The organism is Streptomyces lunaelactis (assembly GCF_003054555.1).
Classification (GTDB): Bacteria; Actinomycetota; Actinomycetes; order Streptomycetales; family Streptomycetaceae; genus Streptomyces; species Streptomyces lunaelactis.
In genome coordinates this window covers 756,568-777,453 of sequence record NZ_CP026304.1, presented here as the reverse complement: position 1 = coordinate 777,453, position 20,886 = coordinate 756,568, and the positions used below count along the sequence as shown (strand labels likewise).

Below are 20,886 nucleotides of genomic sequence, written 5' to 3'. Positions count from 1 at the left end.
GGTGACTCGTCTCAGGCCGGGTCGATGGCCGTCGGGGTGCGGTGGGCGCCGCGGGTGACGGCCTTGCGGACGGTGGTCGCGGTGAACGCCAGGGCGGTGGCGGCGATCAGGGCGAGCAGGGCCAGCCCGAGCGCGTAGTCGCCGTAAGCGCCGTACAGGGAACCCATCAGCAGAGGTGGGACGAAGCCGCCCAGCCCGCCGGCCGCGCCGACGACGCCGGTGACGGCGCCGACCTTGCCGGCCGGGGCGAGCAGGGCGACGAGGGCGAAGGTGGCACCGCTGCCCGCGCCGAGCGCGGCGGCGATCGCCAGGAACGCGATGGTGCCCAGTGGGGCCAGCGGCGGGGCGAAGGACTGGACGGCCGCGCTCACCGTGACCACGGCGAGCGCCACGGCCAGTACGCGGGTGGGGCCCAGCCGGTCGGAGAGCCAGCCGCCGACCGGTCGCATCACCACCGCCAGGAGGACGAACCCGGCCATCCGGTTGGCCGCGTCGGCCTGCGCCAGGCCGTACCCGGACTTGAGGTAGGTGGGCAGATAGACGGAGAAGGCGACATATCCGCCGAACGCGACCGCGTACAGCGCCGATGCCTGCCAGGTGACACCGAGCCTGACGGTGGCGGCGAGCCGGCCCGTCATGGTCCCGGGCGGTACGGTCCTGCCCGGAGCGTCGCGCAGCAGGAACGCGGCCAGCGCCGCATAGCCGGCCAGCACGATCGCGGTCACCACGAACGGGGTGGCCAGACTGTGCGTCTTGACCAGGTTCACCGTGGTCAGGGCGCTGATGGCGGTGCCGCCCATCCCGGCACCGAAGACACCGATCGCGAGCCCCCGGCGCTCGGGCGGGAACCAGGCGCTCACGAATGGCACCCCCACCGCGAACGCGGTGCCGCCGATACCGAGAAAGAACCCGCCCACCAGCAGCTGGTTCAGGGAGGAATGTCCGGCCAGCCCCAGGTACAGGACGGGGACGATGGTGGCCGCGGAGACCAGCGGGAACATCACCCGGCCGCCGAACCGGTCCGCCAGCGCACCCACCGGTATGCGGCCCAGCGAGCCCACCACCACCGGCACGGCGACCAGCAACGCCTGCTGGAACGCGCTCAGTTGCAGGCTGTCCTTGAACCGCGGGCCGAGCGGGCTCAGCAGCGCCCAGGCCCAGAAGTTCACCGCGAACCCGACCGTGGCAAGCGCCAGCATCAGCCACCGCCGGCCGGCCGACGGCGGCGCCTGCGCGTCCGTGGCAGGGCCGGGGGACCGGGGCGAGCCGATGGCTTCCTCCGGGTTGTCCGCCGGGCTGCCCGTCGGCGACCTGCCTGCTGAGGACTTGTCTGTCGGGATCTCCGGCTTCGCGGGGCGGGGCATCGTAGGCATGCTTTCCTCGGCTCCTCAAAAGTGCCGTCGCACGGTCGCGTCCCGTGTCTCGTGGCCGTGGTGGCCCGACCACGCCGTCCCCGCAAGAATCGCCAGGGGCCAGCTCCCACGGCAGGGGCCGTTGGTCCTCATCTCCCGAGCCGACTGGGGTACATGTGCCGGGCGGTGTTCGGGTCCGTTGGAGCGCGTCGGCGCGGACAGGGGCGCCATCGTGAGACCTCTCATCGCGCGGTACAGGGGTCCGGGGGCAGCCGATCCCGGCCGCTGCCGGCGATGGTCGCGGTGACGATCCGCCGCAGCTGGGAGAGCGGGGCGCTGCGCAGCGAGCACGGCTGCATGACGGGAGACAGAACGGAACCGGTGGCCGCAGGGGAGGCACCGGGCGGCCGAAAAGGGCGCCACCGATGCATCCGTGTCAACTGGCAGTATGCCGCCGAGGTCCAGGGCGTCCGGCCTCAGCCTAGCCCCATCCCGTGGGCAAGGGACTGCGGTGCGCTTCGGGAAATGAGGACCTGCGGTGCGTCGGCCACGTTGGCCCCGATCCCGCACTGTGCTTGTGGATGTCCCCTGGATTTGGTGCGGCGGACGGCGCGGGATCCCTCCAGCCGCGAAGAGGGCAGTCCATGAGCTGAGGCAGGCGCACGGGATTCCTCAACTATGGGAGGACTGCCGAACTGGGGCCGGCAGTGCGGACGTTCGTCGGCCTCAACGGCACCCGGTCAGTCTCCGTCGACGGTCAAACGGGGTCCATCGGCCCCTTGTACGGGCCGATGGGCTCTGCTCCGGTGTGCGGTGTGTGTGCGACCGTCGCTGCGGGTTACTCGTACCGCCGTGATCGGAGAGCGGGGTCGGCCATGGGCATGAAGGTGAGGTGGTGGCGTTGGCGGCGCAATCCGCTCAGGCGCCGCTCGGATGCCGTCGAGGCATGGGTCGTCCTGGTGACGTCCGTGGTGATGGCGGTGGGCATGCCCCTGGCCGGAGCCCTGAGTTCGGTGCGTGTCGGAAGCGTGCTGCTCCAGCAGCGCCAGGAGTGGCACCGTACCTCCGCCGTGCTGACCGAGGACGCCGGCGATCCGGGTCCCGGCACGTACGCCCGTACCTGGGCGGTTGTGCGGTGGACGGCGTCCGGCGACTCGGTCCGTACGGCGGGGGTACGGGTCGCGGCGGGCAGCAGGGCGGGCGCCAGGACTGTGATCTGGACGGACGGGCAGGGCCGGCTCGTCAGCGCGCCGCTCACCCCTGGGCAGGCCGTCGCACTGTCCGCCTTCGCCGGGATGCTGGCCGCGAGCGGTGTCGCCCTGTCGCTGCTGGCCGGCCGCCGGGCCGTACGGACGGTGCTGGACTGGCACCGTGCGGGGCTGTGGGAGCGGGCGTGGGCCCTCACCGGTCCCCGGTGGAGCGGAAGCACGCCTGACAACGCACCGGGCCCCGGGCAGGAAGGGCCAGCGGTTCCACCGCCGTGACGGCGGACACGAGTTGGTGACGCGTGCCAGGACCGGCACGCACCCCGCGAATGCCGGGTGCGTGCCCCGAGACCGCGCACCACCGGCGGCCACCGCATCGAACCCGGAGAGAACCATGACAGCTCAGCCTGCGCCTGCGCCCGGCATCGCGCACCCGGCGGGTCTCACCGAGGACCAGGCCGCCCGGCGGCTGGCGGAACGTGGTCCCAATGAGCTGGGCGCGCAGCGCCGGATACCGCTGCGGTCGCGGATTGGCGCGCAACTGCGCGATCCGATGATCGTAATCCTGCTGGCGGCGGTGGTGCTCACCGTGGCGACCGGGGACCATGCGGACGCGGTGGTCATCGCCCTGGTGATCGTGGCGAACACCGCCGTGGGGGTGGCCCAGGAGGTACGCGCGGACAACGCCGTCGCCGCGCTGTCCGCCATGACCGCCCCGACAGCCCGGGTGCTGCGCGGCGGCACCGAGCGCGAGGTGGCGTCCGCGGCCGTCGTTCCGGGCGACGCGCTGGTGCTCGGCGAGGGCGACATCGTCCCTGCCGACGCGGCGCTGGCCGAGTCGTCCGCGCTGCTGGTCGACGAGTCGGCGCTGACCGGGGAGTCGGTGCCGGTGGACAAGGACGCGCGGGCCGACGACCCGGACGCCGCACGGCTCCAGGCGGGCACCGTCGTGGTGCGGGGCCGGGCCGTCGCCACCGTCACCGCGACCGGGCCGCACAGTGCTCTCGGCCGCATCGCCGCCCTGCTGCACTCCCACCCGGAACCCACACCGCTGCAACGCCGACTGGCAGGTCTCGGCCGGGTGCTGGCCCTGGTGGCGGTGGGCCTGTGCCTGATCGTCTTCGCGCTGGGCCTCGCCCGCGGCCAGTCGCCGCAGATCATGGCGGTCATCGCGGTCAGCCTCGCCGTGGCCGCCGTACCGGAGTCGCTGCCCGCTGTGGTCACTCTCGGCCTGGCGCTCGGTGCCCGGCGGATGGCCGCCCGCCACGCGCTGGTACGGCGGCTGTCCGCGGTGGAGACCCTCGGCTCGGTCACCATGCTGGCCACCGACAAGACCGGCACTCTCACCGAGGGCCGGATGGTCGTGGAACGGGTCTGGACCGCCGGGGGCACGGCCGGCACCACGGCCGCGCTCACCGGTAGCGGGTACGGGCCCGCGGGAGAGGTCCTGGTCGCGGGTGGGCCCCCGGACCCGGACACGCTGCGTGCCGTACAGGACCTGCTCACGGCGGCGGCGCTGTGCAACGACGCCTCCCTGCGGCCACCTGAGAACAGTACGAAGGGCGCTGACGGCACCGACGGCACCGACGGCTGGACCGCACTCGGGGATCCCACCGAGGCCGCGCTGCTCGCCGCCGCGGTCAAGGCCGGCCGCGGCCGCGACGAACTGCTGCCCGCGCACCCGCGTATCGGCGAGGTGCCGTTCGACAGTCTCCGTAAGCGTATGACCACGCTGCACCGCGCCCCCTCCGGCCAGGTGGAGGTCTGTCTCAAGGGCGCGCCGGAGGCGGTGCTCGACGGCGCGACCCTGGACGAGAGCCCCGACCTGCTGGAACGTGCCCGCAAGGAGGCCGCCGCGCTCGCTGCCGAGGGCTTCCGCGTCCTGGCGGTGGCGTCGGCCCTGCGCGCGGACCTCCCGGCCCGGTACGAGGACGCCGAGACCGGGCTGCGGCTGCTGGGCCTGGTGGCCATCAGCGACCCGCCCAAGGAGGCGGCCGAGGCGACCATCACGGCCTGCCGGCTGGCCGGCATCACCCCGGTGCTGATCACCGGCGATCATCCGGCCACCGCCCGCGCCATCGCGACCAGGGTCGGCATCCTCGGCCCCGGCAACGGCGTTTCCGGCGACACCGCCTCCGACGAGGTGGTCACCGGCCGGAAGCTGGCCGCCGGGGAGGTTCCGGACCTCACCCGGGTCCGGGTGTTCGCCCGCACCACTCCTCAGCAGAAGCTGGACATCGTCCAGGCATGGCGCGCCGGCGGAGCCGTCACCGCCATGACCGGTGACGGCGTCAACGACGGCCCGGCGCTGCGGCAGGCCGACATCGGCGTGGCCATGGGCCGCCGGGGGACCGAAGTCGCCCGGCAGGCCGCCGACCTGGTGCTCGCCGACGACGAACTGTCCACCGTGGTCACGGCGGTGGAGGAGGGCCGCAGGGTCTACGACAACATCCGCCGCTTCCTGCTCTACGCCCTGGCCGGTGGCGTCGCGGAGATCCTCGTCATGCTGCTCGGCCCGCTGTTCGGCCTCGCCCTGCCCCTGCGGGCCGGCCAGATCCTGTGGATCAACCTCCTCACCCACGGTCTGACGGGCGTCGCCATGGGCGCCGAGCCGGTCTCCCGGCACGCCATGCGTCGCCCGCCGCGCCCGCCCGGGCAGCATGTGCTCGGCGGTGGGCTGTGGCAGCGGATACTGCGCCTCGGCACGGTGGTCACCGGCACGAGCCTCGCCGCCGGGCTGTGGGTCCGCCACACCGGGCAGCCCTGGCAGACCACGCTGTTTCTCGCGTTGCTGGCCGCCCAGCTCGGCGTTGTACTGGGGCTGCGGGAGCGGTTGCTCACCCGTGAGAACCCCTTCCTGCCCTGGGCGGTGCTGGCCGCGGTAGGGCTGGGAGGCGCGGCGCTGTACGTGCCGTTCCTGCGGGCCGTCCTGGAGACCTCGCCGCCGTCCTGGCCCGGTCTTGTGGCTGCTCTCGCCGCGGGGCTGACCGGATTCGGCACCGCCCGCGCGGAGAGCCGGTCCACCCGGGCCGTCGGGCGCCCGGACGGGGCCCGGACCGTGACCGTCCCCACCCCAGGACCGACGAGTGACGAGTGACGAGTGACAAGGCGAAAGGAAGTGATCGGCCATGCTGGAACCGACGAGGAACGCCGGAGACATCGGACGGCGGGTGGCAGCGCGGCGCGAGGAACTGGGGCTCACCAGGGAGCAGGTGGCCGAGCGGGCGGGCACGACTCCGGATTACCTGCGGTACGTGGAGGAGCGGCCGACCGCGTCCCCGGGCACGGGCTTCCTGATTCGGCTGGCCGGCGCGCTGGAGACCACCGTGGCCTAACTGCGCGGCAGCGATGTCGACTTGCCGCCCGGCATCGGGCGGGCGGCCTACCACCCCGAGCTGACGGAACTGGACCCCGGGGAGTGCTGGGCCCGGCTGTCCACACACGGCGTCGGACGCGTCTCGGTGTCCACGCCCGACGGCCCGGCCATCGTCCCGGTCAACTACACGGTCGTGGACGGCGCGGTCGCCTTCAGCACCGCGCGCGGCGCCACACCGGCCCTGGCCGCCGGAGCCGAGGCCGCCTTCGAGGTGGACCACATCGACGAGGCGCTGAGCGAGGGCTGGAGCGTCCTGGTCGTCGGCCGTGCCGAATGGGTCACCGACCCCGCCGCCACCCGTCACCTCGTCGGCGCGGCCCGCTCCGCACCGTGGGCGGGCGGTGACCGCGAACTGTGGGTCCGCATCACCCCGGAGCGGGTCACCGGACGCCGGATACAGGTCCTTTGAGGATTTTGACGGTCCTTGCCGACCAATGTCGATCCGTGACGTTTTTGCCGGTCAGAAGCGGTAGGCCGAGTCGGCATCCCTTCGTCCTTGTCGGTCTGTTCCTGTCCTTGCGTCCCGAACGCGCCCCGAACGGGACCCGGTTGGACGGACTCAGGGATCGTGAAGGCCGATCCCGCCAACTCGGGAAAGGATCTCGAACCAACCCGCAGCGGATCCCCCTTCCCACGCACAGAGGCTCCACCCGCCAACGCTCACGCCTCCTGCCCGACGCGGCACAGTCACCACGTGCGGGCAGTCGCGCGCATCCTTACCAGGGCAACAGAGCACCTGGTCCTCGCTGGTCTCCGGCGTGTCCTCGTTCGGCAGGTGCAATGTCGTTGACCGCGATGTTCACCTCGACGACTTCCAGGCCCGTCATCCGTTCCACCGCAGCGATCACGTTCACACGGACCTCTGCGGCGACCTCGGTGATGCTCACCTCGTATTCCAGACGACCTGGAGGTCGACGGCGGTCCGCTTCTCGCCGACCTCGACTTTGACGCCGCGCCCCGCGCTCGCGTGCCCGCCGGGGACACCGGTCGCGCGGCGCCCACAGTGCGAGTGAATCCGCCGCCCAGTGCGTTGATTCCGGGGACTTCCCGTGCGGCGATCCCGGCGATCTTCTCCACCACCCCGTCCGCGATGGCCGTCGGGCCGCGGGTCTCCGGCGGTTCCCCAGGTCCGGGCCGTGCGGCCTGCGGAGTTGAACTGTTCGGCTCCGCCGTGCGAAACCACCTCCTCAGGTGGTGCACGGACCGCGGACCGTCGTACCCGGGCTGCCGTCGGTCACCGTATTTCGCGCTGGCTGCCCAAGTACCGCGCAGGACACCGGACATACCCGCGCGGCATCATGTCCAGGCGTTGCCCGGGTACGAGAAGCGGACGGCTTCGGACCGTCCGTCGGACCGGGTCGAGGACTATGCTGCGGTACGGACGTCCCAGACCCCGGCGGTTTGTCGTTGCTCGACACAGATGGCTGCGGGGAGCGGGCTCTTCGTCCGTCACCCGGCGCATCCCTGGAGGGAACCGGGTGGGTCCGCTGTCCTGTCGCACAGGCTGCCGGGCCAGCCGTTGCTTCGCCTCCGCCGAACGCACGCCCCTGCCGGCAGCGCGCCATGGGCGCCGGGATTCCCGGCGTCACCACGTCCGTTGCCGGATGGTCTTCTGAACTGAGGCGTCATGCCCCTCCCGCAGCTCACTGTCTACCGCCATGACCGAAGGAAACGGGCACTGATCACCCTGGCCGGTGAGATCGACCTGGAATCGGCCTCTCTGGTACGCACGGCACTGGCGCGGTGCCTGAGCGACGGCATCCGCACCATCGACATCGACCTCAGCCCTGTCACCTTCTGCGACTGCAGCGGCCTCAACGTCTTCCTCCACGCCGCGCAGAGGACCACCGAGGCCGGCGGGACCCTGCGACTGCATCACCCGCCACCGACACTGAGCCTGATCCTCGACCTCACCGGCTCCGGGTTCCTGCTCCTCGATGTTCCGTTCGGGCATTTGTCACCTCCTCTCGGGGGTGTCCCGGCCGCGACCGCCCAAACCCCGCGGAACCGGACTGTTCCGCTTGCCTCTGTGCTCTCGGGTGATGCGCGGTGACGGCCCGGTCGGCGTGGGGGCAGCCGCGAAAGCCCCGTGGCAGCGCGTCGTCCACCATGGACACGGTCCGGCTACGTCGGGCGAACCGCCGGCAGGCACAGGACCCGAGCGGGAAGCTGACGGATCTGTACATGGACTCCCGCGAGACGTCACCTCCTGAGGCGTACCGCCGTCCCAGCCGCCGGCACTTTCTGGACCGTCTCACCGCCGATATCCGGCGGCCGGGCTTCGCCATGGTGATCGCTGAGACGGACGGCCCCGTGGGATGCGCTTCCGGCTTCCCGGTGCGCGGCGACGGCTTCTGGTGGCTCGGGTTCGACGGGGCACCGCCGCGCGGCATCGAGCAACTCACCGCGTCCAGCGGAGTCCTCGCGATCACCGATATCCCGGTCCGCCCGCACCCACAGGATGCGCATGTGGCCCGCCGATCGCAGGAGCGGCTGCCGGCCGACCAGCAGGCGTCGCTCGGCGTCGCCACCCTGGTGGGCCGGGCCGACCACCCCGCCCTCACTTCGCTCCGTTCCTGGGGATGGCCGGACGTGGGAGAGGTCCGGAAGCCGGTCACCGCCACACTGCTCCGGGTGCTGGTCCTTCCCGTCTGCGAACGAACCGCGCCGAGGCTGGAGGGACTTGTGCACGATGCCTGGACGCGGTGGCCAGGATGACGTCCGACAGCCGGTCGGCCCGGATCCAGATGCTGGTCGCCGAGGAGGCGGCGCGACGCGGTGCCCGGGTCGGTGTGGTGGACGTGTGCACCGCTGCCGTGGCCGCGCTCCCGGTCGGCGGGGCCGGGCTGTCGGCGATGTCCCGCACCGCGCCCAGTCATCCGCTGTGCGGCACCGACAGCATCAGCGAACAGCTGGAGGAGCTGCAGCTCACCCTCGGCGAGGGACCCTGCGTGGATGCCTTCCGGCACGGCTCGGCCGTCCTGATACCCGATCTACTGGCCAGTGAGATACAGGACCGCTGGGTCGTGTTCGCGGATGCGGCCCTGGAGGCCGGGGCACGCGCCGTCTTCGCGCTCCCCCTGCAGATCGGGGCGATCAGCCCCGGAGTTCTGGACCTGTACGCCGACGTGCCGACCGTGCTGGACGCCGGGGAGCTGGCCGATGCGCTGGCGTTCGCCGATCTCGCGACGCTGCTCCTGCTCGACGCGCGGATCGACGAGACGAACGCGCCGGTCGACGGAGCACGGGAAGACCGAGGCTTCGAGGACCTGGGCGGATACCGGGCGGAGATCGACCAGGCCGCCGGCATCCTCACCGTCCAGCTCGGTGTTGGCATCGACGAAGCCTTCGTACGGATGCGCGCCCACGCCTACCTGCGGGGACGCCGGCTCACCGAGGTGGCCGCCGACGTGGTGGCCCACCGGCTCCGTTTCTCTCCGGACGCGGAACCCAGACGGACCGACGAGGAAACCTGACGCACCGGTGCCATCGGATGAACGTGCTGTGCTTCCCGCCGCATTCCGGCCGGACTAGTCTCAATCGAGGGTGCCCACGATGAATCAGCAGCTTCTGGCCAAGACCTTCGTCGAGCTGGCGGACAACCTGGTCGCCGACTTCGACCTGATCGACTTCCTGCGCCTGCTCACCGACCGCTGCGTCGGCATGCTCGGCGCGAGCGCCGCCGGGGTGCTGCTCGCCGACCGCGACGGCGAACTGCGCGTCATGGCCGCCTCCGACGAACAGGTACGCCTGCTGGAACTCTTCCAGCTCCAGAACGACGAGGGCCCCTGCCTGGAGTGCTTCCGCACCGGCACACCCGTGATCGTCCCCGACCTGAGTGCGGAGACCGTGCGCTGGCCCCGCTTCGCGGTAGCGGTCCAGCGCAGTGGTTTCACGGCCGTCCAGGCGCTGCCCATGCGCCTGCGGGACGAGGTCGTCGGCGCCCTGAACCTCTTCCACTCCACGCCCGGCCCCTTCGACCCGGCAGACATACTCGTCGCCCAGGCCCTGGCCGACGTCGCCACCATCAGCCTCCTGCAACAACGCTCCGCCCAACTCGGCACGATCCTCAACGAACAGCTGCAGACCGCGCTGAACAGCCGCGTACTGATCGAACAGGCCAAAGGCAAACTCGCCGAACGCCAGGGCGTCGACATGGAACAGGCCTTCACCGCCCTGCGTGGCTACGCCCGTTCCCACAACCGGCGCCTGTCCGATGTGGCCCGCGCCTTCATCGACGACTCCGAACCCTTCCCCGGACTGGGGTCCTGACCCACTCCGCGCCACCGACCGCCGCCCCCGCGCCGGGATTCGCGCCACGTACGGCCGCCGCCGCACTGCGGCGGCGGCCGTACGTGGCGCGAGGATGGGAGGCCCCCTCCACCGTGTCCTCGCTCGCGCGCTGTCCTCCGCGGCGGCGGGACTGGTGAGAACACCCCGTCTGGAAATGCCGGGAGGACGGAGGCTGGAGCCGCGCACTGCGGCGATGCGGCTCCGGCCGGGCCTGGTTTCCGACTCGGGGGCTGGGAGCCTGGATGGGAAGACCTGCTGGTACCTGACACGGCCGCAGTCCCGTCTTCCCCGCGTGAAGCCTAGAGCAGATGCCGGTGAAGGGGAACAGCGCCGTTCGCGGGCGCCGCCCATGCACCCGTCCGGCGTGTCGTCGTAGCCGTGGGGGCGTGCGCTTCGTGAACTCTGCGTGCGTACGTACGGCATGGGCACGTGTCTCCCCGATCGGTGGCATCACTCACCGTGGGAGCCGGCAGACCGCAGCGCACAGAGGAGCAGCGACAGCTGCTCGCACGGGCGTGCCTTCGGTCCGAAGCACACCGGACGGCTTCCCCAACAGCCCGCGTTCAAACAGGGTTTCCGCCGTCCGACCGCGGCTGTCCGCGGATGGTCCGGCCGACGCGCTCACCGTTCGTCCATCGGCACCCCAGTGTCCCCGTGCCCCCAACGGGCCCCGCCGGGGCTCCGATCCGGGGCTATGCTGCTGTACAGACGTCCTGGACCCCGGCGCCGCACTGCCCATCGGCCACGATGGCACTCCCGCACATCTGCCGGTCTCCTGAACCGAGGCGCCCCATGCGCACCCCGCGGCAACCACCCGAACCCGAAGGCTCAGAGCGTCTCGACCTGGACACGGTGCGGCTGCGCCGACTGAACCGCTGGCAGGCCGAGGGCCTGCGGGAGGACCTGGCGGATCTGTACGTGGAGTCCTCCGCCGCCGAGCCGGGTGAGGAGTTCCACGACCGGCAGAAGTTCCTGCACCGTCTGGCGGACAACGTGAAACTACCGGGATTCGACATGCTGGTCGCCGAGGCGCAGGCCCTGACCGGCTGTGTCGTCGGAATCTCCGTGCCGCGCGACGGCTCCTGGTGGTACGGGTTCGAAGGTCCACTGCCACAGAACCTGGAACAACTGACCGCGTCCGGGCATGTCTTCGCGATCCTCGAAACAGTCGTCCATCCGCACCGGTACGCCCACGGACTGGCCCGCCGGCTCCAGGAGCGCCTGCTCACTGACCACCATGCCTCGCTCGGCGTCACCCTGGTGGAGCACTCCGACCGTCCGGTGGGTGCCGCCCTGGAGGCGTGGGGCTGGCAGGACGCGGGGCGGATCCGGCGCCCGCCCGAACCGACAGCCCTGCGGCTCATGGTTCTTCCCCTCGGGGAACGCACGGCGGATCATCCGGACGGCCTCGCTCACAACGCCCGTACCCAGCGGCCCGAATAGCCGTCCGCACCGGCCGGAAACGGCGGGTGCGCAGGTGTGGAGGAGCCTGTGGAGCTGTCGCCGGAGCAGGAGACGCGGCGGATCGCTGCGGTGCGGCGGCACGACATCCCGGACACTCCGCCCGCCGGCGCCTTCGACCGGACAGCCGCCTCACCGACACGGCGTGCGCTCGAACGGGATTCGGCCATGGTGCGGTGGACGGGCATCAGCCCCGGCGTACTCGATCTGTACTCCAGCAGTTCGGTCGAGCTGGACGCGGACGAGGTGGCCGACGCGATGGCCTTCGCCGACACCGCCGCGCTGCTTCTGCTCGATGCCCGGATCACTGAGACGGGTGTTCCGTCCGACACCGGCGCGTCCGACACCGATCGGACGGACGCCGCGCCCTTCGACGACCTGGGCGGTTACCGCGCCGAGATCGACCAGGCCACCGGCATCCTCATGGTCCAGCTCGGCGTCGGCTTCGAGGAAGCCTTCGTCCGGCTGCGCGCCCACGCGTACGCCCGGGGGACACGGATCTCGGTGGTCGCCGCCGACGTGGTCGCCCATCGGCTCCGCCTCCCCCCGGGCACGACTCCGTCCGACATGCAACCGCCGGATGCGCGACCTCTCGACGACGAGCCCTGATGCTCCCACCCCACACACAGAGGTGTGCACGATGAAGGAACAGCTGATGGCCCGGACGTTCGTCGAGCTGGCGGACAGTCTCGTCGCCGACTTCGACCTCATGGACTTCCTCCGCCTGCTCACCGACCGCTGCGTCGACCTGCTCGACGCGAGCGCGGCGGGCGTCCTGCTCGCCGACCGTGACGGCGTGCTGCGCGTCATGGCCGCCTCCGACGAAAGGGTGCGCCTCCTGGAACTCTTCCAGCTCCAGAACCACGAAGGCCCCTGCCTGGACTGCTTCCACACCGGAATCGCGATCTCCGTTCACGACCTGCGCGACGAGGCCGCCCGCTGGCCCCTGTTCACCGCCCAAGCCCGGCGGAGCGGCTTCACCGCCGTCCAGGCGCTGCCCATGCGCCTGCGCGACGAGGTCGTCGGCGCCCTCAACCTCTTCCACACCACCCCGGCGCCCATCAGTCCCGCAGCAACCCCCTTCGCCCAGGCCCTCGCCGACGTCGCCACCATCAGCCTGCTGCAACAGCGCACCAGCGAGCGCAGCACGCTCCTCAACGAGCAGTTGCAGACAGCCCTCAGCAGCCGCGTCCTGATCGAACAGGCCAAGGGAAAACTCGCCGAACGCCACCACACGGACATGGAACAGGCGTTCACCACCCTGCGGGTCTACGCCCGCTCCCACAACCGCCGGCTCTCGGACGTCGCCCGCGCCTTCATCGACGAAACCGAATTCCTCCCCGGCCTCAGCACCCGAAAGTCCTGAAGTCCCGAACAGCCCTCTTCAAGAAGGGTTCGTCATGCCACTCCGTCCCCCTCCCGAGGCTTCCCTCTACGCGCTCGACACCCCCGACGGTCTCAACCGCCTCGACGAGGAAGAACTGAGCGCGCTGGACGCCCACTGGCGGGCGGCGAAGTACCTGGCCGTCGGGCGGATCTGCATCGCCCGGCTGCTGCCTGCGGAGGAACACCCGCACAGCAAGCCCGACAGCGAGTGCGACGCGCTGTTCACCCCTGACAAACCCGTCGTCTTCGCGTACCACGGCTGTCCGTGGCTGATCCACCGGCTTGCCTACCACCGAGCCAACCACCCGCATCTGCACGTGCGCGGCTACAAGGAGGAGGGCACCACCACGACCCCGTTCGACATGATCGTACGCAACGACCTCGACCTGTACCGGCTGGTCATGGACGTCATCGACCGGGTGCCCGGTCCCGCGGTCCGCGCGGCGGCGCTGCGGCGGCAGCGGATGGTCGACGTCCGTCACCGCCATCACGACTGGATCCGCGCCCATGGGGCGGACCTTCCCGAGGTGGCCGAATGGACCTGGAGTCAGTGACCACCCGGGTGGCAGAGCTGCGGGTGGGGGACGCCGCCGCCGAGGACGCGAAGGCCGTGCTGGCCGCGCTCGCGAGCAGTCCCGAAGGTCTGTCCGGGGGCGAGAGGGGTGAGGCGGCCGAGCGGCTCACGGCCGTCGGGCCGAACGCCGTACGCACGCACCACGTCCGCGTCCTGGCGGTCCTCGGGCGGCAGCTGCGCAGCGCCCTGCTGATCCTGCTGGCGGTGACGGCCGGGGTCTCGTACTTCTTCGGCGAGCGGACTGGCGCGGTCATCATCGCGGGGATTCTGGTGCTGAGCGTGGCGCTGGGTTTCGTCAACGAGTACCGGGCGGAGAAGGCGGCACAGGCCCTGCACTCGCGGGTGCGGCACACGGCCGTCGTGGTCCGTGACGGCGCGGCCACCGAGGTCGATGTGACCGAGCTGGTGCCGGGCGATGTCGTACGTCTGACGCTGGGGCAGGTGGTGCCCGCGGACCTGCGCCTGCTGGCGTGCACCGCGTTCGCCTGCGACGAGAGCGTCCTCACCGGGGAGTCCGCCCCCGCCGACAAAGCCCCGGAGCCGGTCGCCGCAGGGGCGGCACTGGCCGAGCTGACCTCCTGCGCGCTGATGGGGACGGTGGTGCACGGGGGCAGCGCGACCGGAGTGGTCGTCGCCACCGGGGGCCGTGCCGAGTTCGGGCGGATCGCGCTGGGGCTGGGAGAGCGGCAGCCGGAGACCGAATTCCAGGCGGGACTGCGCCGCTTCTCCATGCTGCTCCTCAAGGTCGCCGCCGCCCTCACCACGGGGATCTCCGCGCCGACGCGCGAGCCGCGCATCCGCCGGTACGCCACCGCACCCTCCGGCACCGCATCCAACGCCGGGCCGGCCGCTTCAGCCACCCCGGACCGCTGTGACCTGGTAAGACACTGTCACCAGAGCCATCGGCGGTACAGCACCGAGACGATCCGCGTCACGTCCGGCGGCCGGGAACGGTCAGCCGCTCAGCGACGGCCCAGCAGGCCGGTGTCCTCGGCTCCCTCGCGAGTATGTCCCTGTCCCCGCGTCCTGTCGGCGTCCCGAATTCACCGTTCCCTTCATCGGACTGGTCGCCCGCGGTGGCTCACGCCAACACCGGACCGATGCATCCGAGCAGGCCAGCGGAGCGCCAAGTGCCACAGACCGGCCCGGACCCGAACTCGCGAGCCGCGGATCCAGTCCGTCGGCCCAGGGCGGAGTGAGTGTGAGCGGCGGGGCTGCCTGGGTCAGTCGTGCGGGACGACCGCGACCGGGGCCGCGGCGTGGTGCATCACCGCGTGGGCGACCGGGCCGAGGTGCGTGCCGATCGCCGAATCGCGGTTGCGGCGGCCGATGACCAGCAGGCCAGCGGCGGCAGCGGCCTCCACCAGGTGGTGGGCGGCCCCGCCGATCACGGACTTCTCGGTCACCTCGACTCCGGGGAACTTCTCCCGCCACGGGCGCAGCGCGTCGGTCAGTCCGCCCGCCTCCTGTGCGGCCAGTTCGCCGCCCAGGCCCAAAGTGACGGCGCCGGAGGTGTAGCCGAAGCCGGTGTCCAGGCCGTAGTGGGCCGGCGGGGTCCAGCCCTGAATGACACGCAGGGCCGACGCGCGACGGGCGGCGGCATCGAAGGCGAACTCGATCAGCGCGTCGGCGGGCCGCCGCAGGTCCAGGCCGAGTACGACCTTGCCGTACGGGGGCTCCGCAGGGCGAGGGCCGGAGGCGTCCGGCTCCTCGGCCCGCACCAGGACCACCGGGTTGGTGGCGTGGGCCACCACCGAGAGCGCCACCGAGCCGACGAGGAAACCGCCGATGCCGCTCAGCCCCCGCGACCCGATGACCAGCAGTTCGGCGTCGTCCGCGGCCGCCAGCAGCACCGGGACCGGCTGCCCGTCGACCTGATCGGCGCTGACCCGCAGGCCGGGGTAGCGGCGACGCAGATCCTCCTCGGCCTCGCGCGGCACGCGCTCCGCCCAGTGGCGTTGCAGGTCCGGCCCGGTCGGCGGAGCGTAGGCGGTGGGGTAGTCGTACGACTGCAGTTCCCACGCGTGTACGAGGCGGCAGGGCAGATCACGGAGCAGGGACTCACGGGCCGCCCAGTTGGCTGCGGCCAGGCTTTCGCGCGAGCCGTCCAGGCCTACGGTGATGATGCGGGACATGATGCCAACTTCCTTGGAGAGCGGGTGTGTTGCCTGGCGCACGGTCAGCGGCGAGGGAGGTCGACCTGCCGGGTCCGGCCGGGAGCGACCGTGATGTCGTGGCCGGCGACGACGACCCGGATGGGCGTCCCGCCAGAGGCGGGGACGCTGATGCGCAGGTGTCCGGCGCGCATACTCAGGCCGACGCCCTGGTGGCCCCGGTAGCGGATGGAGAACCTGTACTCGGACAGCTCGGGGAGTGGTACCGGGTCGAGCCACAGGGCGTCATCACGGGTTTCGAGGCCGGTGAGGCCGCGCTGTACAAGGTCGAGGGTGCCGGCGCAGGCGCCCAGGTGGATGCCCTCGGCGGTGGTACCGCCCTGGAGGTCGGCGATGTCGCCGGTGAGGGCCTCCGAGACGTACTTCCAGGCCTCGGCGGGGCGGGTGCGGGCCAGTACCCAGCCGTGGACCAGGCCGCTGAGGGTGGAGCCATGGCTGGTGCGGGCGAGGTAGTGGTCGACGGTGGTACGCCAGGTGTCGCCGTCGAGGGTGTGCCCGAGGCGGGCCAGAAGCGCCGAGAGTTCGGCGGGCGAGAAGAGGTAGCCGAGCATCAGTACATCGGCCTGTTTGGACGCCTGGTAGCGGTTGACGCTGTCGCCCTCGGCCTCCAGGATCCGGTCGAGACGCCGGATGTCGCCGTAGCGGGTGCGGTAGCCGTCCCAGTCCAGCTCGGCGAGGTCACCGTAGCCGTCGAACTGGCTGATAACGCCCCGGTGGAGGGGGACTCGCAGCCGGCGGGAGACATCCTCCCAGTGCCCCAGTTCCGCCGGTTCCAGCCCGATGCGCTCGAACAACTCCTGACGGCGCGGCGCGGGCAGCCCGGTGGCGAGGTCCAGGGCACGGCACAGCACCCAGGCCGCGGTGACGTTGGTGTACGCGTTGTCGTCGAGGCCGGGTCCGGCGGCGCCGGGATACGCGTCGTGGTACTCGTCGGGGCCGACCACGCCGCGGATCCGGTACCGCTCGTACGCCGGATCCCACACCGCGCTGTCTGCCCAGAAGCGGGCGATCTGCAGCAGCATCTCCGCGCCCGCCCCGTGCAGGAACCCGGTGTCCCCGGTGGCCTGGCAGTACTGCCAGACGTTGTAGGCCACCGCCGATCCGACATGGTGCTGGAGTCGCGAGTTGTCGGGTGACCAGCGGCCGGAGCGGGGGTTCAGGTGCAGCGTCTGGGTCTCCTCGCGGCCGTCGCTGCCGCTCTGCCACGGGTACATGGCCCCGGACCGACCGGCTTCGGCCGCCGCATGGACCGCCTGGCCCAGCCGCCGGTGGCGGTAGGACAGCAGTGCCCGGGAGACCTCCGGGAGGTGGAGGTTCAGATAGGGCAGGACGAAGAGTTCGTCCCAGAAGACATGGCCCCGGTAGGCCTCGCCGTGCAGTCCCCGGGCCGGTACGCCCGCGTCGAGCTCGGCGGTGTGCGGCGACAGGGTCTGCAGCACATGGAAAAGGTGCAGCCGCAGGATCCTTCCGGCCTCGCCGGGCACGTCCAACTCCGTTCTCCGCCACAGCTGTTCCCATGCGACGTGGTGGGAGGCGAGCAGTCCTGCGAAGTCGGTCGCCCGCTCCACGCGGTCGTTCGCGGCGGACCGGGGATCGCCGGTCGCCGGGTCGCGTGAGGTGTGCAGGGCCACCGTCTTCTCCACCGCGACGGGCCGGCCGGGCCCGATCGGCAGCGTCAGCAGGTGCACGGCTCGACGCTCCCCGGGCAGGAGCCGCACGGCCGCCGGGCCGGCGGATACGGCCCGGGTGCGGGCGGCCATCGCGATGCGGATGCCGGAGGCGGAGGTGCGGCAGTTCAGCCATACGGTGTCGGGTCCGGTCGCCCCGGTGTGCCAGTCGGTGAGGTGGTGGCCGTTCAGATCGCGGTAGCGGTCCACACCCGAGTTGGTGACGTCACCGTCGATCGCGGACTCCACCTCCAGGGTGCCCGTCCAGCCCCGCGCCGTGAACTCGGTGCGCAGGGCCGCCAGATGGGGGTCGCCCATGTGCACCAGGCGGTACTGCTCGACGGCCAGTTCGCGGCCCTGCGCGTCCCGCAGCCGCATCCGGCGGGTGAGTGTGCCCCGGCGCAGGTCCAGGGTCTGCCGGTACTCCAGCAGCGAGCCGTCGTCCGGCGAGAACCACGGACCGGGCGGAGCCTCGCCGCCGCCGAGGCAACGGAAGTGCAGCGGCAGCCAGTTGGGGAGGTTGACGATGTCCTCGTTCTCGACCTGGCGTTCGGCGACGGTCGAGGTCAGCCGGTTGTAGCAGCCCGCGGCGTAGGTGCCGGGGTAGTGCGCCGGGCCCGCGGTGGTCTCGGGGGCGGCGCCCCGGGTGGCGAAGGAGCCGTTGCCCAGCGTGCACAGTGCCTCGCGCAGCCGCTCGTCCGCCGGGTCGTAGCCCTCGTAGCTCAGGGTCCAGTCGTCCGGCATCGTTACGCCTCCGTGGCGGTCAGTAACTCGGCGAGGTCTGCGACCACCAGGTCGGCCCCGTGCTCGCTCAGGTCGTCGGCACTGGTCGGCCCGGCGGTCCGGTCCACCCCGACCACCAGGCCGAAGCCGCCGCGTCGGCCGGCTTCGACACCGGCCAGCGCGTCCTCGACGACGGCCGCCTCCCCGGCCGGTACGTCCAGCCGCCGGGCCGCCTCCAGGAAGATCGCCGGGTCGGGCTTGCCCGGCAGCCCGAGGCGGGCCGCCTCGTTGCCGTCCACCACGGCCTCGAACAGGTCCCGGACTCCCGCACCCGTCAGCAGTTCCGGCGCGTGCCGGGAAGCCGAGATCGCGGCGCACGGCACGCCCCCGGCGCGCAGCGCGTGCAGCAGTCGTACGGTGCCGGGCCAGGCGGGGATGGAACCCGCTGCCAGCCGTCGTGCGAACAGTTGCTCCTTGCGGGCGGCGACGGCCTGCACGGTTCTGGTGCCGGGCGGGTCGGCGGGGGTGCCGGCCGGCAGCCGCAGCCCGCGAGCGGTGAGGAAGGCGGCGGCGCCGTCCAGCCGGGCCCTGCCGTCGACGTAGCGGCGGTAGTCCTCCACCGGGTCGAACGGGCGGTGCTGACCCGCCGCCTCCAGGCAGGCGTCGAAGGCCTCCTGCCAGGCGGCGGCGTGCAGCCGGGCCGAGTCGGTGATCACCCCGTCGGTGTCGAACACCACGGCCCGAATCGCCCGCAGGCGAGGTACCAGGGCCTGACCGGCGATGGTGGTCACAGCCGGGCGGCGACGTATTCGGTGAGGTCGAGCAGTCGGTTGCTGTAGCCCCACTCGTTGTCGTACCAGCCGAAGACCTTCACCAGGTCGCCGTGGGCCTGGGTGAGGGGGGCGTCGATGATGCAGGAGGCGGGGTCGCCGATGATGTCGCGGGAGACGATGGGAGCGGTGTTCACGCGCAGGATGCCGTGCAGCGGTCCCTCGGCGGCTTCGGTGAAGGCGGTGTTGATCTCTTCGGTGGTGACCTCCTGCCGCAGTACCAGGGTGAGGTCGGTCAGGGAGCCGTCCGGGACGGGCACGCGGACGGCGATGCCGTCCAGGGCGCCGTCGAGTGCGGGGATGACCAGGCCGACGGCGCGGGCGGCGCCGGTGCTGGTCGGGATGATGCTCACAGCGGCCGACCGGGCGCGGCGCAGGTCCTTGTGGGGGCTGTCGAGCAGGGCCTGGTCGTTGGTGTAGCCGTGGATGGTGGTCATCAAGCCCTTGACGATGCCGAATTGCTCGTGCAGGACGTGCACCATCGGTACGACGCAGTTGGTGGTGCAGGAGGCGCCCGAGACGATGTGGTGCCGGTCCGGGTCGTAGCCGGCCTGGTTGACGCCCATCACCACGGTGGCGTCGACGTCCTTGCCGGGCGAGGAGATCAGCACCTTGCGGGCACCGGCCTTCAGGTGCAGGGCCGCGTCGTCGCGGGTACGGAAATGGCCGGTGGACTCGATGAGGATCTCCACCCCGAGCTTGCCCCAGGCCAGGACGGCCGGGTCGCGTTGGGCGGTGAAGGCGATGCGCTGCCCGTCGACGGTGATCGAATGCTCGTCGTGGCCGACGGCCCGGCCGAGTGGCCCATAGGTGGAGTCGTACTCCAGCAGGTGGGCCAGGGCCGCGGCGGGGGCGATGTCGTTGACGGCCACCACCTCGACCTCCGCGGCCCCCCGTCCCGCCCGGGCCAGGACGCTCCGCAGGTAGTTGCGGCCGATACGGCCGAAGCCGTTGATACCTACACGTACGGTCATGGCGGTGCCTCTGCTTGCCGTTGAGGAGGGGAGGGGATGGGTCCGGGGGACCCGGTTATCGGTCCCCCGGGTGTACGGGCCGGGCTCAGCGGAGCCAGGTGTGGTCGCGGACGACGGGGAGTCGGGCCCAGGTCCTGCCGAGTCCCCAGGTGGTGCCGGCCGAGGCGACCGCGAGGGCGATCAGGACGGCCGCGTACAGGACGTGGTAGTCGATGAGCGGGTTGGTGGACATGCTCGGCGAGCCGTCGGCCAGGTGCTTGGCCGGCGGCCACTCGGCGATCCACATGAACGCCATCAGGGCGGTCCCGGCGACCGCGGCGAGCCGCAGCGCGATGCCGCTGACCAGGGCGAGGCCGACGCCGAGCAGACCGAGCATGAACAGCCAGTTCGCCCAGCCCGCTCCGGCCCAGGAGTGGAAGGTGGATTCCATGGGTCCGGCGGCGACGCCGCTGAGGAAGCCCTTGGTGGGTGAGCCGCCGTCGGTCCAGCCCTTGCCGGATGCGGTGGCGTAGCCCCAGCCGAAGGTCTTGTCGAGGAAGGCCCACAGGAAGATGAACCCGGTCACGATCCGCAGCCCCGCGAAGACCTGGGCGCGGGTCGCCGTGGCCGTCGTGTCGATCGTGGTCTCTCCGGCCCTCTGGGCCGTCCCGGCCCGGCGTCGCGACGGGAGGTGGAACCCCGTGTGCCGGCCGGGAGTTTCGTGTACTGCCATGATGTTCATCCCTGTCTGGGGCTCTGGTAGGCGTAGCGCGATAGCTGTCCGCGTGCCGTCGTCGTCCTGCGTTCAATGTCCTGCCCCGGGCCAGTCGGACCACAGGGGCCCACAGGTACCGTCACAGGGGCCGAACGTCCCCGCCCCGCTCCGGAGGCC

At 71.8% G+C, this 20,886-nt stretch carries 17 protein-coding genes and 3 pseudogenes; 13 read left to right on the top strand and 7 right to left on the bottom strand.

The genetic code is table 11. The annotated features are described in order from the left end of the window. Nucleotides 1–11 precede the first annotated feature (11 nt). Nucleotides 12–1,199: an MFS transporter gene (locus SLUN_RS03430; RefSeq protein ID WP_159100448.1), complete on the bottom strand. Its 1,188-nt coding sequence runs from the start codon at nt 1,197–1,199 to the stop codon at nt 12–14. Nucleotides 1,200–2,227: 1,028 nt separating this feature from the next. Here SLUN_RS03430 and SLUN_RS03425 point away from each other — a divergent pair. The 4 genes from SLUN_RS03425 to SLUN_RS03415 all read left to right on the top strand — a co-directional run bounded on the left by SLUN_RS03425 (nt 2,228) and on the right by SLUN_RS03415 (nt 6,342). Next, nucleotides 2,228–2,836, top strand: coding sequence for an Rv1733c family protein (locus SLUN_RS03425; RefSeq protein WP_175313617.1), 609 nt, complete (start codon nt 2,228–2,230; stop codon nt 2,834–2,836). Nucleotides 2,837–2,951: 115 nt separating this feature from the next. Further along, nucleotides 2,952–5,654 (top strand): cation-translocating P-type ATPase, encoded by a 2,703-nt coding sequence (locus tag SLUN_RS03420; protein ID WP_108147091.1) that lies wholly within the window; start codon nt 2,952–2,954, stop codon nt 5,652–5,654. 31 nt (nt 5,655–5,685) lie between these two features. Further along, a complete protein-coding gene (locus SLUN_RS42015; RefSeq protein ID WP_306610672.1) occupies nt 5,686–5,892 on the top strand; it encodes a helix-turn-helix domain-containing protein in 207 nt (68 codons plus the stop codon). Between the two features lie 21 nt (nt 5,893–5,913). Further along, the gene (locus SLUN_RS03415) at nt 5,914–6,342 is read left to right on the top strand and encodes a pyridoxamine 5'-phosphate oxidase family protein (RefSeq protein WP_306610671.1); all 429 of its coding nucleotides are present in this window, start codon (nt 5,914–5,916) and stop codon (nt 6,340–6,342) included. Nucleotides 6,343–6,712: 370 nt separating this feature from the next. Here SLUN_RS03415 and SLUN_RS03410 read toward each other — a convergent pair. Beyond that, a pseudogene (locus tag SLUN_RS03410) lies at nt 6,713–7,217 on the bottom strand (Asp23/Gls24 family envelope stress response protein); the annotation flags it as partial. A 343-nt stretch (nt 7,218–7,560) separates the two neighbouring features. Between SLUN_RS03410 and SLUN_RS03405 the strand changes: the two are divergent. The 9 genes and pseudogenes from SLUN_RS03405 to SLUN_RS03365 form a co-directional block, all read left to right on the top strand. Continuing rightward, nucleotides 7,561–7,986, top strand: coding sequence for an STAS domain-containing protein (locus SLUN_RS03405; protein ID WP_108147090.1), 426 nt, complete (start codon nt 7,561–7,563; stop codon nt 7,984–7,986). Between the two features lie 131 nt (nt 7,987–8,117). After that, a complete protein-coding gene (locus SLUN_RS03400; protein ID WP_254710068.1) occupies nt 8,118–8,651 on the top strand; it encodes a hypothetical protein in 534 nt (177 codons plus the stop codon). Next, nucleotides 8,648–9,409 carry an ANTAR domain-containing protein gene (locus SLUN_RS03395; RefSeq protein WP_254710069.1) on the top strand — a complete coding sequence of 254 codons (762 nt, stop codon included), beginning with the start codon at nt 8,648–8,650 and terminating at the stop codon, nt 9,407–9,409. The genes SLUN_RS03400 and SLUN_RS03395 overlap by 4 nt, the downstream gene beginning before the upstream one ends. Nucleotides 9,410–9,488: 79 nt before the next feature. Further along, nucleotides 9,489–10,205, top strand: coding sequence for a GAF and ANTAR domain-containing protein (locus tag SLUN_RS03390; RefSeq protein WP_108147088.1), 717 nt, complete (start codon nt 9,489–9,491; stop codon nt 10,203–10,205). Between the two features lie 813 nt (nt 10,206–11,018). Further along, nucleotides 11,019–11,669: a hypothetical protein gene (locus SLUN_RS03385; protein ID WP_257153648.1), complete on the top strand. Its 651-nt coding sequence runs from the start codon at nt 11,019–11,021 to the stop codon at nt 11,667–11,669. 36 nt (nt 11,670–11,705) lie between these two features. Next, entirely contained in the window at nt 11,706–12,296 is a 591-nt protein-coding gene (locus SLUN_RS03380; protein ID WP_257153647.1) for an ANTAR domain-containing protein, read from the top strand. A 31-nt stretch (nt 12,297–12,327) separates the two neighbouring features. Further along, complete coding sequence (locus SLUN_RS03375) at nt 12,328–13,053, top strand: GAF and ANTAR domain-containing protein (RefSeq protein ID WP_108147087.1); 726 nt, start codon at nt 12,328–12,330, stop codon at nt 13,051–13,053. A gap of 160 nt (nt 13,054–13,213) precedes the next feature. After that, a pseudogene (locus SLUN_RS03370) lies at nt 13,214–13,627 on the top strand (phosphoketolase family protein); the annotation flags it as partial. After that, a pseudogene (locus SLUN_RS03365) lies at nt 13,609–14,256 on the top strand (HAD-IC family P-type ATPase); the annotation flags it as partial. The pseudogenes SLUN_RS03370 and SLUN_RS03365, both read left to right, overlap by 19 nt. Before the next feature lie 614 nt (nt 14,257–14,870). On the opposite strand, the gene SLUN_RS03360 reads toward SLUN_RS03365, so the two are convergent. The 5 genes from SLUN_RS03360 to SLUN_RS03340 form a co-directional block, all read right to left on the bottom strand. Continuing rightward, on the bottom strand, nt 14,871–15,782 hold the full coding sequence (locus SLUN_RS03360; protein ID WP_108147086.1) for a universal stress protein: 912 nt from the start codon (nt 15,780–15,782) through the stop codon (nt 14,871–14,873). A gap of 44 nt (nt 15,783–15,826) precedes the next feature. After that, nucleotides 15,827–18,232 carry a glycoside hydrolase family 65 protein gene (locus SLUN_RS03355; protein WP_108147085.1) on the bottom strand — a complete coding sequence of 802 codons (2,406 nt, stop codon included), beginning with the start codon at nt 18,230–18,232 and terminating at the stop codon, nt 15,827–15,829. Nucleotides 18,233–18,234: 2 nt separating this feature from the next. Continuing rightward, nucleotides 18,235–19,002: an HAD family hydrolase gene (locus tag SLUN_RS03350; protein ID WP_257153646.1), complete on the bottom strand. Its 768-nt coding sequence runs from the start codon at nt 19,000–19,002 to the stop codon at nt 18,235–18,237. After that, the gene (gene gap, locus SLUN_RS03345; protein ID WP_108147084.1) at nt 18,999–20,015 is read right to left on the bottom strand and encodes a type I glyceraldehyde-3-phosphate dehydrogenase; all 1,017 of its coding nucleotides are present in this window, start codon (nt 20,013–20,015) and stop codon (nt 18,999–19,001) included. The genes SLUN_RS03350 and gap overlap by 4 nt, the downstream gene beginning before the upstream one ends. Before the next feature lie 85 nt (nt 20,016–20,100). After that, nucleotides 20,101–20,727 (bottom strand): DoxX family membrane protein, encoded by a 627-nt coding sequence (locus SLUN_RS03340; protein WP_108147083.1) that lies wholly within the window; start codon nt 20,725–20,727, stop codon nt 20,101–20,103. Nucleotides 20,728–20,886 lie beyond the last annotated feature (159 nt).